Genomic DNA, 15537 nt, shown 5'->3' on the forward strand with positions numbered 1-15537 from the left:
ATGGTGCCCGTCGGCGCGCAGGCGCCCGACTTCATGTTGCGCGACCAGTTCGGCCAGAACGTGCGGCTGCGCGACTTCCGTGGCCGCAAGTCGGTGCTGCTGCTCTTCTACCCGTTCGCGTTCTCCGGGGTGTGCACGGGCGAGATGTCGGGTGTGCGCGACCGACTCGCCGACTTCGTCACCTTCGACACCGAGGTGCTGGCGATCTCGTGCGATCCCGTCTACGCGCTGCGCACATTCGCCGACACCGACGGCCTCAACTTCCCGTTGCTCAGCGACTTCTGGCCGCATGGTGAGGTCTCGCGCGCCTACGGGGTCTTCGACGAGGAGCGTGGAGCACCGACGAGGTCGTCGTACGTGCTCGACTCCACTGGCGTCGTGCGATGGTCGGTGGCCAATCCGCTGCACGAGAGCCGCGACCTGCACGCACACCTGAAGGAGCTGCGCACCGCCGTCGAACCGGTCTAGACGGGCTGGAGATTCTTGAACGAGTTCACGGGTTCTGCTGGATTCCCTCGGCAGCCCGGCTAGTATTCAATTGTCGAACCGCTGGTGACCCGAGACGCCAGCGGTTCGACTCGTTTTCGGACGCTTCTCGCCGCGCGGCCCGGTTCGTCGTGCCCGTGCTCGCCGACTAGGCTTGATGTCCGTTCGGACGTGTAGCTCAGCGGTAGAGCGCCTCCCTTACAAGGAGGTGGTCGGGGGTTCGATCCCCTCCGCGTCCACCCAGCTCGAGGTCTTCCTGCTGCGATCGGGCCTCAGGAGGTACCGACCGGTGCCAGCGGCCGGAAGCGCGGCTCCGGGTCGGTGTCATCGGCAGTCGGGCGGACGAAGTCGTAGCCGGCGGTGAGCACCACCTCGGCCTCGGCCTCGGCAGCGGTCCGCGCTCGATCCAGGCACTCGGTGTGGAGCGGCGGGGAGTGGAACTCGTTGCGTGCCACTTCGCCGGCGTCGCCGAGGAACGCGATCGGCCGCCCGAGCGGCCGGCCACACGCCCCGCAGAGTCGCGCCAGGGCACACTCGGTCACCTTGCGACGTGTCAGGACGCCGTCGGGCCAGGCGAACAACGTGCTCACCCGCGAGCGCCCTCCTTGGTGCGAGACCAGCCGCCGAGCTCGGTGCGACGTTCCTGGCGGTCCTCGTGATGCAGCCGCCCGTGCTCGATCGTGACGTCCTTGCCCGTCGGCGGCCGGTCGTCCGAGGTCATCTTGTTCGGCAGAGCGAGCTTGTGGATGGTCCGCAGCACCTGGCCGTACTGCTTGTACAGGGGGCCGGTGGTGTAGGGGATCTCGTACTTCTCGCACAGGGCGCGGATCTCGGGGGAGATCTCGGCGTAGTGGTTGCTGACGAGGTCGGGGAACAGGTGGTGCTCGATCTGGTAGCCGAGGTTTCCGCTCATGATGTGCAGCAGCTTGCCGCCCTCGAAGTTGGCCGTGCCCAGGATCTGGCGCAGGTACCACTCGGCACGCGTCTCGTCCTCGAGTTCCTCCTCGGTGAAGTGCAGGGCGCCGTCGGGGAAGTGGCCGCAGAAGATGATCAGGTACGCCCACACGTTGCGCATCACGTTGGCCGTGGCGTTGGCCTTGAGCGTCGACTTCCACTGGCGTCCGCTGAGCGCCGGGTAGAGCACGTAGTCCTTGACGATCTGGTTGCGGCCCTTCTTCAGGATCTGGCGCAGCTGGCGCTTCATCTCCTTCGGGTCCTTCTTACCCGTGCGGATCGCTTCCAGGTCGAGGTCGTGCAGTGCCACGCCCCATTGGAAGAGCCCGGCGAGCAACGCGTTGTAGACCGGCTGCCCCAGGTTGACCGGGTGCCACTTCTGCTCGCGCGCCATCCGCAGCACGCCGTAGCCGATGTCGTTGTCGTAGCCGAGCACGTTGGTGAACTGGTGGTGGATGTAGTTGTGGCTGTGCTTCCACTGCTCAGCTGGCTGCCCGGTGTCCCACTCCCAGGAGGAGGAGTGGATCTCCGGATCGTTCATCCAGTCCCACTGCCCGTGCATGACGTTGTGGCCGATCTCCATGTTCTCCAGGATCTTGGCCAGGCCCAGCGAGATCGCACTCGCCGCCAGGATCGGACGCCGGTACCGCGGCTCGAGCGGGGAACTCACGATCATCCCGATGCGGGCGGAGGCCGCCATCCACCTCTGGGTGCGGATGACCCTCCGGATGTAGGCGGCGTCGGCGGCGCCTCGGGCCTGTTCGACACGTTCGCGGATGGCGTCGAGTTCGCGCCCGATCGCCTCCACGTCGGTGTCGGTGAGGTGGCAGTACTCCTGGACGTCTGCGATGGCCACGTCGGTCTCCTGAGGTCGGTGAGATGTTGGTCGTCAGATGGCGAGCGTGCAGGGCCCGACCGGGACGGTCACGCAGGTCTGCACCTGCTCGTTGGGCTGGTTGAACTCCTCGCCGGTACGCAGGTCGCGGACGGTGCCGTTGATCTTGGTGACGGTGCAGGTGTGGCAGATCCCGACCCGGCAGCCGTACGGCATGCCGACGCCGGCGTTCTCGCCGGCTTCGAGCACCGTCGTGGCGCCGTCGACCTCGATCTCCTTCAGCGAGTTGCGGAAGGTGATGGCACCGCCCTCGCCGCCGTCGGTCCCGAGCTGGAGGGAGAACCGCTCGAGGTGGAGCAGGTCCCCGATCTGGTGACGCTCCCAGTGCGCTTCGACGGCGTCGAGCATCGGCGCCGGACCGCAGGCCCAGGTCTCACGCTCGCGCCAGTCCGGCGCGAGGGCATCGAGCCCGGCGAGGTCGAAGATGCCCTGGTCGTCGGAGAACCATTCGTGCACGGTCAGGCTGGCGTGCTTCTCGTGCAACGCGGCCAGCTCGCTGCGGAAGATCATCCGCTCCGGCGTCGTGGAGGCGTAGTGCAGGACGACGTCGCTCATCGTGTCGCGACGGTCCAACGTGCGCAGCATCGACATCACCGGCGTGATCCCGGAACCGCCCACCAGGAAGAGCGACTTGGCCGGGGGCGGGTCAGGCAGCACGAAGTCGCCGCTGGGCGTCGCCAACCGCACGATGGTGCCGGGCTCGAGGCCGTTGACCAGGTGGTCGGAGAGGAAGCCCTCGGGCATCGCGCGCACGGTGATCGCGAGCGTGCGTCCCGACCTCTTCGGCGGTGAGCTGACCGAGTAGGAGCGCCAGTGGAACTTGCCGCCGATGTCCACGCCGATGCCGACGTACTGGCCGGGACGATGCTGGTAGCGCCACCCCCAGCCGGGGCGGATGACGAGCGTGGCGGCGTCGTCGGTCTCGGGGATGACCTTCTCCACCCGGCCGCGTAGCTCGCGCGAACTCCACAGCGGGTTGAGCAGCGTCAGATAGTCGTCGGGGAGCAGGGGTGTGGTGAGCTTGTCCGCACCCTTGCGGACGCGTTCCCAGGTGCCCTGCTTCGGTGCCCGCGTGTCGCTGCTCACCAGCTCAGCGAACACCTATTCACTGAACGCGTCAATCACCCGGCCGCGTCAGCATCGTGTCGTCGCATCGAGATCGGCCACGGCAGGGGCCTGCCTCAGATTCCGCTCACGCGGTCCCATCCGTTCTCATCGTCGCTCCGAACGACCGGGAGAGGCCCGTGCCGGCTCCGTGGGGGTGACCGGTGCGGGCCTCGTCCGGTGTTCAGCCCGGCAACCGACACGGTGAGAGCACTCTCATGTCGACTTCACGGCGGCCTCACGCCCGCGCGATGGAGTTCCTTCACCACACCACAGGCCGGACCCCCGGCCCGACGGAAGGAACACCCATGACCAAGCGCCCCCTTCTGACCGGCGGAGCCCTCGGTGTCGCCGGGCTCGTCGCTGCCGGACTTCTCGCATGGCCGACCACAGCCACCGCCTCGGTCCAGCTCGACGACGACCAGTTCGTCAAGCGCAACGAGGACACCCCCGAGCTCGCGCTCGTCGATGACGACGACGATGACGACGACACCGGGCGTGACCGGGTCGCCGAGAGGCTCGTGCTGAAGGATGGCAAGGCGGTCGCGCGCAAGTCCGCCGACACCGATACCAACACCCGGGCGCAGACGCGTACCCGTGGCACGCGCACGTTCGACAGTCGACCCAGCCGCACCGGCGGCCGATCCGGCGTGGACGACAGCCGCGACCGTCAGGTGCGCGACTGGACCTTCGACGGCGGCGACCGCACGATCGACTGGTCGCGCCACGACACCGACGACCGCAGCCGCAACAACACCCGCGGACGCTGACATGACCGCCGCCCTGATGACCTCCGGACCCGTCGTGGCGGGCGCCCGGGCCGTCGACGGAGCCGACGCCGCGGCGTCGGAGTGGCGTCTGGGCGGGGGAGATGCGATCACCCCCGAGCTGACCGCGATGCGGCTGCTCGGGGGTGGGTCGGCCTACGAGGCCTACCTCGCGTTCGACGACGTCACCGCGCTGCCGGTCGTCGTCAAGATCGTGCGCCCCGACCAGGTATCCGACGTCGAGACGCTCTACGGACTCGAGCGCGAGGCGATGGCCCTGACGGTCGCCAACCACCCGGTCGTGGTGCGTCACCTGCGCCACGACCTGGACGGCGAGCGCCCGCACCTGGTGCTGGAGTGCGTGGACGGCCCTCGCCTGTCGAGCCTGGTCCGCCGCCACGGACGCCTCGCGCCCCAGCAGTACCTGGCGTTGGGGATCGACGTCGCTGCGGCGCTGCACTTCTTCCGGCAGGTCGACGTGTGCCACCTCGACATCAAGCCGAGCAACATCATCATGGGCGCGCCCGCGCGGCTGATCGACCTCTCCGTGGCACGCAACAGCGCGAACGCCGCGGACCTGCGGTCGCCGATCGGCACCGATGCCTACATGGCGCCCGAGCAGGCCGTCGCAGGCACCTCGACGTCGACCGTTGGGGCTGTCGGCGCGTCAGCCGGCGTGCCGGGCTTCGCCAGCGACGTCTGGGGTCTCGGCGCGACGCTGTTCCACGCCGTCGCGGGCTATCGGCCCTTCGACGACGGCGACCGCGATGCCACGCACCTGGAAGACCGGTTCCCGCAGGTGCTCGACGAGCCGCGCGCCCTGCCCGACGACGTCCCGGCGCCGGTCGTGGACGTCGTCCGCGCGATGCTCGCGCCTCGGCCCGAGGAGCGCCCCGAGCCACGCGAGGTGGCTGCCGCGCTGGAGCCGGTGCTGGCGGCGCAGCCGCGTGCGAAGCTCAGCTTCAAGGCGCGCTGAGCCCGTCAGCTGTTGAACCGGTATCCCATGCCGCGCACGGTGCTGATGGAGTGTGCCCCGAACTTCTTGCGCAGGTATCCGACGTAGACGTCGACCACGTTCGAACCGGGATCGAAGTCGAGGCCCCAGACGTGGTCGAGGAGCTGCTCGCGGGAGAGCACGTGCCCCGCGTTGAGCATGAAGGTCTCGGCCAGGGTGAACTCGCGGGCGGACAGATCGACGTCGCTGCCCTCGACGCGAGCGCGCCGAGTGCGGAGGTCGAGGCTGACGCCGCCGGCCAGCAGCACGTCCGAGCGTGGCTCGGAGCCTGCTCCCGTGCCCTGCTGCCGGAGTCGGAGCCGGACGCGCGCCAGCAGCTCGGCGAAGCGGAAGGGCTTGGGCATGTAGTCGTCGGCGCCGCCCTCGAGCGCGGAGACGGTGTCGCCGACCGAGTCGCGCGCGGTCAGCACGATCACGGGCACCGTCGAACCCTGGGCACGCAGGTTCTCCAGAACCTCGAACCCGTCCATGATCGGCAGGCCGATGTCGAGCACCACCAGGTCGTGCTCGCCGCTCAGCGCCTCGTCCAGGCCGCTGTGGCCATCGGTCGCGATCGTGGCGACGTGCCCCTCGGCGCGCAGGCCCTTGGCGACGAAGGAGGCGATGCGCTCCTCGTCCTCGACGATCAGGATGCGGGCCACGGGTTCTCCTGGGGGTCACGGTCGTGAGGGTGCTCGGCGCGGCCGGGCTCGGGCGCCAGGGCTCCGGCGGTGAACGGGACGGCGATCACGAAGCGCGCGCCGTCACGGTAATCGGCGTCGAGCCAGACCTGCCCGCCGTGGGCCCGCGCGATGGCGGTGACGATCGAGAGACCGAGCCCGAAGCCCTCGGTGCCCTGCTCGCGGCGTGCGCGGCCGAAGCGCTCGAAGATGCGCGCACGATCGGCCTCGGGGACGCCCGAACCGGTGTCGCGCACCCACCACAGGGCCCCGTGGGCGTCGACGGCCGAGCCGAAGGCGATCGTGTCGCTCTCGCTGGTGTGCTTGAGGGCGTTGTGGGCCAACTGCAGGAGTGCCTGGGTGACGCGCTGCTCGTCGGCCACCACGCGGGCGATGCCGGGCGGGCGTTCGTCGACGATCCAGGTCCGGTCGCCGAGCCCCGTCGCCTTCGCCAGCACGGTCTCGGTCAGGTCGCCGACGTCGACCGACGCCGGGTGGAGGAAGTCGGGCCTCTCGGAGGCGGCGAGCAGGATGAGGTCGCCGACCAGTCGCGACATCCGGTCGACCTCGTCGAGCAGCAGCTCGCGGGTCTCCTCGACGTCGACCGGTGCGTGGGCGTCGAGCAGCTCCAGGTGTCCTTGCATGATCGTCAGGGGAGTCCGGAGCTCGTGGCCGGCGTCGTCGAGGAGGCGTCGCTGGCCGACGAAGGCCGTCTCGAGGCGTTCGAGCATGTGGTTGACCGTGTGGGTCAGCGCGGTGATGTCGTCGTTGCCCTGGACGGGCAGCCGGCGCGAGAGGTCGGTCTCGGAGATCTCCTCGGCGGTGCGCCGGAGCACCCGCAGCGGGGCGAGCAGGCGTCCGGCCTGGCTGAAGGCAAGGCCGGCCAGCATCAGCAGCGAGAGCGCGGCCACGATCGCGTAGGTGCGCATGGTGTCGAGCAGGTCGGCGTGGTCGTCGTCGAGCAGCTGGACGGCGAGCATCGCGCCCGAGACGACGGCGCCGGTCTCGTCAGGCTGACTGATCGGTTGGCTGGCCACGACGACCTCGCCCAACGGTGTCGTCAGTCGCGCCGTCCCGCCGGACTCGACCAGCGGGGTCACCTCCTCGCGAAAGGCGGGGTCGGTGGTGAGCTCGTCGGCGGCGGGGAACTGAAGTGCGGGCCCGTCGCCGATCCAGGCGATGAGGATCTCGTCGTCGTCGGGCACGTTGCGCTCCATGACGGTGCGCATCGTCGCTCGGAGCGTCGCCCCGCGGTTGCGGGTGTCGGCGACACCCTTGTCGAACTCGTCGAGCTCCTGCTGGGCCTCGGCGATGGCCTGGTCGTCGAGACGGCGCTGTTCCACGAGGTAGACGAAGAGCCCCGCGACGATGAGTCCCAAGGCAGCCAACAAGGTCACCCCGGCGGTCAGGCGTACGCGGACGGGTGTGCCCATCCGACGTCGGACGGGTGGAGCGTGCACGACCACGTCGCCGTCCTCGGTGCGGGCCGCGGGGTGGGCGGTCAGTCGTCGTCCTCGTCGTCGCGCCCGCGCCGGTCGTCGTCGCCGTCACGACGATCCTCGCGCTTCTCGCGGGCGTCCTCACCGCGCTCCTCGCGGGCTTCCTCACGACGCTCCTCGCGCTCCTCGCGGGCATCTTCGCGCGCGTCCTCACGATCGTCGTCGTCGCCGACCACGCCAGGGGTGGGAGGGACCAGTTCGACGTCGTCGTCGCCGTCCTCGTCGTCGTCGAGGGGGCGAGCCGGAACCGTGCGGGAGGGAGACGGCGTGCGGTCGATCGACGGGCCGGGCGAGATCACGATCGGCTCCCGACGGGGAGGCTCGTCGGCCGCGGTGGTGAGGATCGATCCGGCGGCGAAGCCGGCCACCGGCAGCACCAGCGCGCCGACCATGAGGGTCTGCCAGCGGAGGTTCATGAGGTCCACGATCCTGCACCAGCGTGGGGTGGGTGTGAAGTCGGGATGAGAGCTCTCTCATGCTCACGCCAGCCCCTCGGGCGACTGTTCGGCGCAGATTCGCGACCGTTCGGCGCTGTCGCCGATCCGGCATCCGCCCGGGTCGGCGGACGGTCCTACAGTGGCGGCCATCACAGGTCGCGTCGCAGGAGGCAGTCTCGATGTTCGTTGCATTGACGGTGCTCGACTTCATCGACCGGGCGGTCAGGGTCTACCGCGACCGGGTCGGCGTCGTCGACGAGCCGGATCAGCCCGCCTCTTCGCTGGGCGAGCTGACCTACGGCGAGATCGGCGACCTCGCCCGACGGCAGGCGGCGAAGCTCGACGAGCTCGGCATCGCCGTCGGGGACCGGGTGGCGGTCGTGAGCCACAACAGCGCCCGGCTGCTGACCTCGTTCTTCGGAGTCTGCGGCTCCGGACGCGTGCTGGTCCCGGTGAACTTCCGGCTCCGCCCCGACGAGGTGCGCTACATCGTCGAACACTCCGGTGCTCGCGTGCTGCTGATCGACCCCGAGCTCGACGACGTCCTGGCCGACGTCGGCGCCGAGCACCGGTTCCTGCTGGGCGACGACGAGCACCTCTACGCCGCTCCCGGTGTCGAGCCGCGGGCATGGGAGCCCGACGAGAACGCCACGGCCTGCATCAACTACACCTCCGGTACGACCGCTCGACCCAAGGGCGTTCAGATCACCCATCGCAACATCTGGACCAATGCGGTGACCTTCGCGATGCACGCCCAGGCCGGCGACCGCGACGTCTACCTCCACACGCTGCCGATGTTCCACGCCAACGGCTGGGGGTGGCCGTTCCTGGCGACGGGGCTGGGCATCAAGCAGATCGTGCTCCGCAAGGTGGACGGCGAGGAGATCCTGCGTCGGGTCCGCGACCACGGCGTCACCGTGATGTGCGCGGCGCCCGCCGTCGCTGCCGCGGTGCTCGAGGCCGCGCAGACCTGGGAGGGGGAGATCCCCGGTCGCGATCGCGTGCGGATCATCATGGCCGGAGCTCCGCCGCCGACGAAGACGGTCGTGCGCGTGCAGGAGGAGCTGGGGTGGGAGTTCATCCAGATCTATGGCCTCACCGAGACCTCGCCGTTGCTCACGTTCAACCGAGGCCGTGCCGAGTGGGACGACCTCCCGGCCGAGGAGCGTGCCCGACTGCTGACCCGCGCCGGCGCACCGGCGCTCGGCGTCACGCTCTCGATCTCGGAGCCGGACGAGGAGGGTGAGGGTGGCGGCGAGGTGCTGGCCCGCTCCAACGTCGTGCTCGAGGGGTACTGGGACCAGCCCGAGGAGACGGAGAAGGCGCTCGCCGGTGGCTGGTTCCACACCGGTGACGGCGGCGATCTCGGTGCCGACGGCTATCTCGCGATCTCGGACCGGAAGAAGGACGTGATCATCACCGGCGGCGAGAACGTCTCCTCGATCGAGGTCGAGGACGCGCTCTTCTCCCATCCAGACGTCGCCGAGGTCGCCGTGATCGGCGTGCCGAGCGAGAAGTGGGGGGAGACGATCAAGGCACTGGTGGTGCTCGCCGACGGCGCCACCGTCACCGAGGCCGATCTGATCGCCTGGTGCAAGGAACGGCTCGCCGGGTACAAGGCCCCGACGTCCGTGGAGTTCCGCGACGAGCTCGCCCGCACGGCGACGGGCAAGCTGCAGAAGTTCAAGCTGCGGGCGCAGTACTGGGAGGGCCGCGACCGCCAGGTGAACTGAGCCGGGGCCGGAGCGCTCGCTACGGTGGCGTCGTGGCCCAGGTTCCTGCACTCGACGACGTCGTCCGCCTGCTGCATCAGTGGTACCCGCCGCACACCGCGGAATCCTGGGACGCCGTGGGGCTGGTGTGGGGGGAGCTGGATCAGCGCGTCGGGAAGATCCTCTTCGCCGTCGACCCGACGCCGGAGGTCGCGCAGGAGGCCGCGGAGTGGGGCGCGGATCTGCTGGTGGTGCACCACCCCCTCTTCCTCAAGCCGGTGCACGGAGTCGCGGCCACCACCCCCAAGGGCCGCACCCTCACCACGCTGATCAAGGCGGGCTGCGCGCTGCTCACCGCGCACACGAACGCCGATCAGGCGCTCGGCGGGGTCAGCGAGGCGCTGGCGACGGCGCTGGGCCTGGGCGAGCAGCAGCCGATCACGCCCGCCCCCGGTGACCCGGTCGACAAGCTCACCGTCTACGTGCCGACCGACGCCGCCGCGATCGTCCGCGCTGCCATCGCCGAGGCGGGGGCGGGACAGATCGGCAACTACGACTTCGCCTCGTTCTCCTCCGACGGCACGGGCCGGTTCCGCCCGCTCGACGGGGCCGAGCCGATGATCGGCACGGTCGGAGCGATCGAGGAGGTCGCCGAGGTGCGCATCGAGGCGGTGCTGCCCCGCGGCAGGCGCGCCGCGGTCGTGCGGGCGATGCGTGCGGCGCACCCCTACGAGGAGCCCGCCTACGACGTCGTCGAGGTCGCCGACTCCGAGATCGGGGCGACGGGGACCGGTCGGATCGGCACCATCGCCCGGATGCCGCTGGGCGAGTTCGCCCAGATCGTGGCCGACGCCCTGCCGCCGACGGCGCAGGGGGTGCGTGTGGCGGGAGATCCCGCGCGCAGTGTGCGCCGGATCGCGGTGTGCGGCGGCGCGGGCGACTTCCTGCTCGACACGATCCTGCGCACCGACGCCGACGTGTACGTCACCAGCGACCTGCGCCACCATCCCGCCGCTGAGTTCCTCGAGCGTGCGGCAGGGGGCGAGGACGGCGGACCAGCTCTGATCGACGTCGCCCACTACGCCGCCGAGTCGACCTGGCTGCCGGTCGTCGAGGCTCGGCTGCGCGAGGTCCTGGGCGAGGGCGTGGAGACCCGCGTGAGCGAGATCAACACCGACCCGTGGACAATGCGCCTGTGAAGGCCGACGCGTCCGCCCAGCTCCGACTGCTCGATCTCCAGGCGATCGACGCCCGGGTCGACCAACTGCGCCACCAGCGCTCCCACCTGCCCGAGCTCGCCGAGATCGCCACGCTCGCCGCCTCCCGTGGCGAGGTCGAGGGGCAGCGCATCGACCACCAGATCGTCGTCGACGACCTCACGGTCGCCCAGGCCAAGGCCGACGCCGACGTCGAGCAGGTCAAGGCCCGTCGGTCCCGCGATCGTGAGCGCATCGACATGGGAATGGTCACCAGCCCCAAGGACCTCGAACACCTCCAGCACGAGCTCACCTCGCTCGAGCGACGGATCTCCGTGCTCGAGGACGAGGAGCTCGAGGTGATGGAGCAGCTGGAGAGCGCCCAGGCCGCCGTCGCGGAGCTGGAGCAGAAGCTCGCGGCCCACGACGAGCGGATCGCCGAACTGTCCTCTGTCCGCGATCAGCGGTTCGCCGAGATCGACCGCGAGCTGGAGTCGGCCATCGCCGACCGGGCGCCGGCCGTGGCAGACATCCCCGAGGCGCTGCTCGCGCTCTACGAGAGGCTGCGCGCGAGCAAGGGTGGCGTCGGTGCCGCCGAACTTCGCGCCCGTCAGTGCGGTGGATGCCGCCTCACCCTGGACAACGCCGAGCTGGCCTCGATCCGCGGACGCGCCGCGGATGACGTCGTGCGGTGCGAGGAGTGCACGCGGATCCTGGTGCGCACCGCCGAGAGCGGACTGTGAGCGAACCGACCAGCGATCCGGTCGCCGGCCCGACCGGTGGGCCGGTCATCGACGCCGTCGTCATCGAGGCCGACGGCGGCTCCCGCGGCAATCCGGGGCCGGCGGGGTACGGCGCTGTCCTCAAGGACGCGGCGACCGGTGCCGTGCTCGCCGAGGAGGGCACGACCATCGGCCGGGCGACCAACAACGTGGCCGAGTACTCCGGCCTGATCGCCGGGCTGCGCCTGGCTGCGGAGTTCGCGCCCGAGGCCGACATCGAGGTCCGGATGGACTCCAAGCTCGTGGTCGAGCAGATGTCGGGCCGCTGGAAGATCAAGCACCCCGACATGCGGCCGTTGGCCGCCGAGGCCCACCGGCTGGCGCCCTTCGGCACCGTCTACACCTGGATCCCGCGGGCCCAGAACAGTCACGCCGACCGGCTGGCCAACGAGGCACTCGACGGCAAGCGCTCCGGCGTCTCGGTGCCGGCCTCGACCCAGGGTGCCCTGCTCGGCGTCGAGCCCGAGCCGGCCGACTCCCTGATCGAGGAGATCCAGGAGCCGGCCACCCCCGCCTCGAGCGTGCAGCAGCAGACGCGCGGGTGGTCGGGCGCGGGGGCGACCACCACGCTGGTCGTGGTGCGCCACGGCGTCACCGTGCACACCTCGGCCAAGCGGTTCTCCGGGGGGCTCGGCGGCGACAACCCCCCGCTCAGCGACGAAGGACGGGACCAGATCCGCGCGGTCGGTTCCTGGCTGGCGCCGCTCGCCGACTCCATCGACGTCGTCGTGGCCTCGCCGGTGCGCCGCACGCGCGAGTCCGCCGACCTCATCGCGGAGGCGCTCGGCGTCGAGGTGGTCGAGGAGCCCGGCTTCGCCGAGATGGAGTTCGGTCACTGGGACGGTCTGACCTTCGGCGAGGTCGCCGAGCAGCACGGGGAGGAGCTCACCGCCTGGCTCGGCTCGTTGGACGCCGCGCCGTCGGGCGGGGAGTCGTTCCGTCAGGTGCAGGAGCGGGTGATGGCCGGCCTCGAGCGACTCCTCGCCACCCACGCCGGACGCACCGTCGTCGTGGTCAGCCATGTGACGCCGATCAAGACGCTCGTGGCCGACGCCGTCACCGCACCGCTGGACGCGGTGTTCCGGATGGAGCTGCAGCCGGCCTCGGTCACGGTCCTGTCCTACTTCGAGTCCTCGCCGACGGGCAGGCCGGGGCCGCGTGCCTCGATGCGTCTCTTCAACGCGCTGCCGCCCTCACGGGATCCGTTCGCCGGCGGACTCTCGTAGCAACCACCGTCCCAGCAGGAGGCTCACCCCACGTGGGTGACGACGACGTCGAGCTGGGTGCCCTTGGCGGTCGGTGCGCCGACCTCGACGTGCCAGCCGAGCTCGATCAGCGCGGCGGCCAGTGCGGCCGGAGTGCGCGGCGTGCGGCCGTCCTCCACCAACGCCCGCACGATGCGGCCCTTGGTGGCTTTGTTGAAGTGGCTGACCACCGACCGCTTGCCGTTCGCCTCGTGCAGCACCCGCACGGTCGCCACCCGGGACGCCATCTCCGACGGCGGGCGCCAGAACGCCGCATACATCGTGGAGCGCAGGTCGATCAGCAACCCCGAGCCGACGGCGTCCGTCACGGCCGGGCCGAGGTGCGCGCGCCAGTGCGCGGCCACCGGGCCGAGGCTGGGGAGTACCGCGTCGCCGGAGAGCCGGTAGCTCGGGATCCGGTCGCCCGGGCGCACCATCCCGAACAGCGACGAGGTGACAGCGACCCGCGCGGTCGCGCGACGCCGTGCGGCCGCATCGAGCGTGGCCAGGCCGAGGGCATCGAAGAGGACGCCGGTGTAGACGGCGTCGGCGCGGGCGGTCGCGCTGGTACGCAGGGCCGCATTGAGTGCCGTCAGCTCGGGTTGGGTGGCAGGGATGCCCAGGGTGGCGGTCGCTGTTGCGGGGTCGTCGGCGCAGAGGGCGACGAGCGCGTCGAGCACAGCCGCCCGCGCCGACGTCAGGATGGGAGAGCCGAGGGCTTCGAGCTCGAGAGGCTTGCCACGGATGGGTCGGGCCTTGCCCTCGCTCGGCGGCAGCAGGATGAGCACGGGTCGTTACGTTAGGGCCATGCCGAGCAACCGACGGGTGCGGGTCCAGACCGACGACGCGGCGGCCATCGCGTTGATCCGCGAGGGCGTCACGCAGATCCGAGCCGAGCTGGGGGTCAGCGCGGACTTCCCGCCCGACGTGCTCGCCGCCGCGGCATCGGCCGTCGCGGCGCCACGACTTCCACAACTCGATCGCACCGACCTGCCGATGGTCACGATCGACCCCGAGGGTGCCCGCGACCTCGACCAGGCGCTGCACATCGAGCGCGCCGAGGGTGGCGGCTACGTCGTGCACTACGCGATCGCCGACGTCGCGGCGTTCGTCGCGCCGGGCGACCCGATCGATCTCGAGGCGCATCGACGCGGCGAGACCCTCTACGGCGCCGACTCCAAGGTGCCTCTGCATCCTCCGCTGATCTCCGAGGACGCCGCCTCGCTCGTGCCGGACCAGGTGCGTCCGGCGCTCCTGTGGACCATCGCCGTCGATCGCTCCGGCGAGGGCACCGACGTCCGGGTCGAGCGGGCCCTCGTGCGCTCGCGTGAGCAGCTCTCCTACGAGGAGGCCCAACGACGTCTGGACTCTCCCGAGGACGGGTCTGCGAGCGAGGTGCTGGAGCTGCTGCGCGAGGTGGGGGAGTTGCGGATGGCGCGCGACGCGGCGCGGGGTGGGGTCTCGCTGCCCCTTCCCGAGCAGGTCATCGACGCCGAGGGCGGCGAATGGCACCTGGAGTTCCGCTCTCTCCTCCCGGTCGAGGAGTGGAACTCCCAGATCTCGCTGCTGACCGGTTTCGGCGCGGCGACGCTGATGATCTACGCGCGCGTCGGCATCCTGCGCACCTTGCCACCGCCGGATCCGCGCGACGTCCAGCGCCTGCATCGGGTGGCCGCCGCACTCGGCGTCGCGTGGCCGGCCGAGACGATCTACCCGGACTTCGTGCGGGCGCTCGACCCACGGCGTCCCGACCACGCGGCGGTCATCGTGGCCAGCGCGCGGCTGCTGCGCGGCAGCGGCTACGTCGCCTTCGACGGCGAGGTGCCCGCGGAGCCGCAGCACGCGGCGCTGGCCTCGGAGTACGCCCACGTGACCGCGCCACTCCGCCGTCTGGGCGATCGGTACGCCGGCGAGGTGTGCCTGGCGATCTGTGCCGGGACCGCCGTGCCGGACTGGGTGCTCGCCGCGCTGCCGGCGCTGCCCGGCGAGCTGCAGCGATCGGCCCAACGGGCGCGCTCCTACGAGCGCGCCGTGATCGATCTCGCCGAGGCAGCGCTGCTGGCCTCCCACGTGGGTGAGGAGTTCGACGCGGTCGTCGTGTCGGTCCGCGAGAAGGAGCCCACCACCGGTGCCGCCGTCGTCGCGGCACTCGGACTCGAGGCGCCGCTGAGCAGCGCCGGCGATCCGCTGCCGCTCGGCACCGCCGTCCGGGTGCGGCTGGCCTCGGCCGACGTCGCCACGCGCCAGGTGACGCTCACCCTGGTGTGACCGTCGATTCAGGCTGAGCGTGGATCTAGGCTGAGCCCTCGACGAACGAGCGGAGGACGGCGTCGGGGTGCTCCCAAGCGGCGCGGAACGCCGAGTGCAACGGCAGCGCGAGGACGTCGTCGACACGCACCCAGCGGTGTCCGTCGCTCTCCGAGCGGTCGCGCAGCTCGGGCAGCGACGCCGAGACGGCGAGCACCGTCTCGTAGGTCCAACCGCCGCAGTCGGCCACCCAGGAGTCGCGGATGTCGACCGAGCCCGGTTCGACGCCGAGCTCCTCGTAGGACTCCCGGACGGCGGCCTCGACCGCGCTCTCGCCCCTCTCGCGAGCGCCGCCGGGGATCGACCACGTGCCGCCCTGGTGCGCCCAGCGCGCCCGCAGCTGCAGGAGGACCGAGCCCTCGTGCGCGATGAGCAGCCCTGCGGCGCCACGTGGTCCCCAGTGGGCGTGGCCGCGATCGCATGTCGCCCAGCTCATACTGTCCATCCTACCCTTGTGAAAACTTTCACAAACAGTGGTGG

The 15537-nt window shown here is 70.8% G+C and carries 16 protein-coding genes and 1 tRNA gene; 9 read left to right on the forward strand and 8 right to left on the reverse strand.

The genetic code is table 11. The features are described 5' to 3' along the window. The gene (locus KSO97_RS12075; protein ID WP_269782422.1) at positions 1 to 468 is read left to right on the forward strand and encodes a peroxiredoxin; all 468 of its coding nucleotides are present in this window, start codon (positions 1 to 3) and stop codon (positions 466 to 468) included. A 185-nt stretch (positions 469 to 653) separates the two neighbouring features. Then, positions 654 to 725 (forward strand) — tRNA-Val (locus KSO97_RS12080). 33 nt (positions 726 to 758) lie between these two features. Here the strand turns inward: KSO97_RS12080 and KSO97_RS12085 are convergent. From KSO97_RS12085 to KSO97_RS12095, 3 genes are read right to left on the reverse strand one after another with little or no spacing between them, the layout of a single operon-like run. Continuing rightward, positions 759 to 1076 (reverse strand): hypothetical protein, encoded by a 318-nt coding sequence (locus KSO97_RS12085; RefSeq protein ID WP_232679181.1) that lies wholly within the window; start codon positions 1074 to 1076, stop codon positions 759 to 761. Then, positions 1073 to 2296, reverse strand: a complete 1224-nt coding sequence (locus KSO97_RS12090) for an acyl-CoA desaturase (protein ID WP_232679183.1) — start codon at positions 2294 to 2296, stop codon at positions 1073 to 1075. The genes KSO97_RS12085 and KSO97_RS12090 overlap by 4 nt, the downstream gene beginning before the upstream one ends. Positions 2297 to 2329: 33 nt before the next feature. Continuing rightward, complete coding sequence (locus tag KSO97_RS12095; protein WP_232679185.1) at positions 2330 to 3421, reverse strand: ferredoxin reductase; 1092 nt, start codon at positions 3419 to 3421, stop codon at positions 2330 to 2332. Between the two features lie 326 nt (positions 3422 to 3747). Between KSO97_RS12095 and KSO97_RS12100 the strand changes: the two genes are divergently transcribed. Beyond that, on the forward strand, positions 3748 to 4209 hold the full coding sequence (locus KSO97_RS12100; RefSeq protein WP_232679187.1) for a hypothetical protein: 462 nt from the start codon (positions 3748 to 3750) through the stop codon (positions 4207 to 4209). 1 nt (position 4210) lies between these two features. Next, positions 4211 to 5182, forward strand: coding sequence for a serine/threonine-protein kinase (locus KSO97_RS12105; protein WP_232679189.1), 972 nt, complete (start codon positions 4211 to 4213; stop codon positions 5180 to 5182). Between the two features lie 5 nt (positions 5183 to 5187). Here the strand turns inward: KSO97_RS12105 and KSO97_RS12110 are convergent, their stop codons facing one another. The 3 genes from KSO97_RS12110 to KSO97_RS12120 are packed head-to-tail and all read right to left on the reverse strand — an operon-like array spanning position 5188 to position 7795. Beyond that, on the reverse strand, positions 5188 to 5862 hold the full coding sequence (locus KSO97_RS12110) for a response regulator transcription factor (protein ID WP_232679190.1): 675 nt from the start codon (positions 5860 to 5862) through the stop codon (positions 5188 to 5190). Then, the gene (locus tag KSO97_RS12115) at positions 5847 to 7346 is read right to left on the reverse strand and encodes a HAMP domain-containing sensor histidine kinase (RefSeq protein ID WP_232679192.1); all 1500 of its coding nucleotides are present in this window, start codon (positions 7344 to 7346) and stop codon (positions 5847 to 5849) included. Before KSO97_RS12115 ends, KSO97_RS12110 begins: the two co-directional genes overlap by 16 nt. A gap of 35 nt (positions 7347 to 7381) precedes the next feature. Further along, on the reverse strand, positions 7382 to 7795 hold the full coding sequence (locus KSO97_RS12120; protein WP_232679194.1) for a hypothetical protein: 414 nt from the start codon (positions 7793 to 7795) through the stop codon (positions 7382 to 7384). A gap of 200 nt (positions 7796 to 7995) precedes the next feature. On the opposite strand from KSO97_RS12120, the gene KSO97_RS12125 reads away from it, so the two are divergent. Genes KSO97_RS12125 through KSO97_RS12140 form a run of 4 tightly spaced genes read left to right on the forward strand, consistent with a single transcriptional unit; the run spans position 7996 to position 12732 of the window. Beyond that, a complete protein-coding gene (locus tag KSO97_RS12125) occupies positions 7996 to 9549 on the forward strand; it encodes an AMP-binding protein (RefSeq protein ID WP_232679196.1) in 1554 nt (517 codons plus the stop codon). Positions 9550 to 9581: 32 nt separating this feature from the next. Beyond that, positions 9582 to 10727: a Nif3-like dinuclear metal center hexameric protein gene (locus KSO97_RS12130; RefSeq protein ID WP_232679198.1), complete on the forward strand. Its 1146-nt coding sequence runs from the start codon at positions 9582 to 9584 to the stop codon at positions 10725 to 10727. Next, positions 10724 to 11467, forward strand: a complete 744-nt coding sequence (locus KSO97_RS12135) for a zinc ribbon domain-containing protein (protein ID WP_232679199.1) — start codon at positions 10724 to 10726, stop codon at positions 11465 to 11467. Before KSO97_RS12130 ends, KSO97_RS12135 begins: the two co-directional genes overlap by 4 nt. Then, complete coding sequence (locus KSO97_RS12140; protein WP_232679201.1) at positions 11464 to 12732, forward strand: bifunctional RNase H/acid phosphatase; 1269 nt, start codon at positions 11464 to 11466, stop codon at positions 12730 to 12732. The genes KSO97_RS12135 and KSO97_RS12140 overlap by 4 nt, the downstream gene beginning before the upstream one ends. A 23-nt stretch (positions 12733 to 12755) precedes the next feature. On the opposite strand, the gene yaaA is transcribed toward KSO97_RS12140, so the two are convergent. Beyond that, entirely contained in the window at positions 12756 to 13538 is a 783-nt protein-coding gene (gene yaaA, locus KSO97_RS12145; RefSeq protein WP_232679203.1) for a peroxide stress protein YaaA, read from the reverse strand. A gap of 19 nt (positions 13539 to 13557) precedes the next feature. Here yaaA and KSO97_RS12150 point away from each other — a divergent pair, with 19 nt between their 5' ends. Then, positions 13558 to 15018: an RNB domain-containing ribonuclease gene (locus KSO97_RS12150; protein ID WP_232679204.1), complete on the forward strand. Its 1461-nt coding sequence runs from the start codon at positions 13558 to 13560 to the stop codon at positions 15016 to 15018. Positions 15019 to 15043: 25 nt separating this feature from the next. On the opposite strand, the gene KSO97_RS12155 is transcribed toward KSO97_RS12150, so the two are convergent. Next, positions 15044 to 15493, reverse strand: coding sequence for an NUDIX domain-containing protein (locus tag KSO97_RS12155; RefSeq protein ID WP_232679206.1), 450 nt, complete (start codon positions 15491 to 15493; stop codon positions 15044 to 15046). Between the last annotated feature and the right edge of the window lie 44 nt (positions 15494 to 15537).

The sequence above is a fragment of the Nocardioides sp. R-C-SC26 genome, from assembly GCF_021246465.1.
In the GTDB taxonomy this organism is placed as follows: Bacteria; Actinomycetota; Actinomycetes; order Propionibacteriales; family Nocardioidaceae; genus Nocardioides.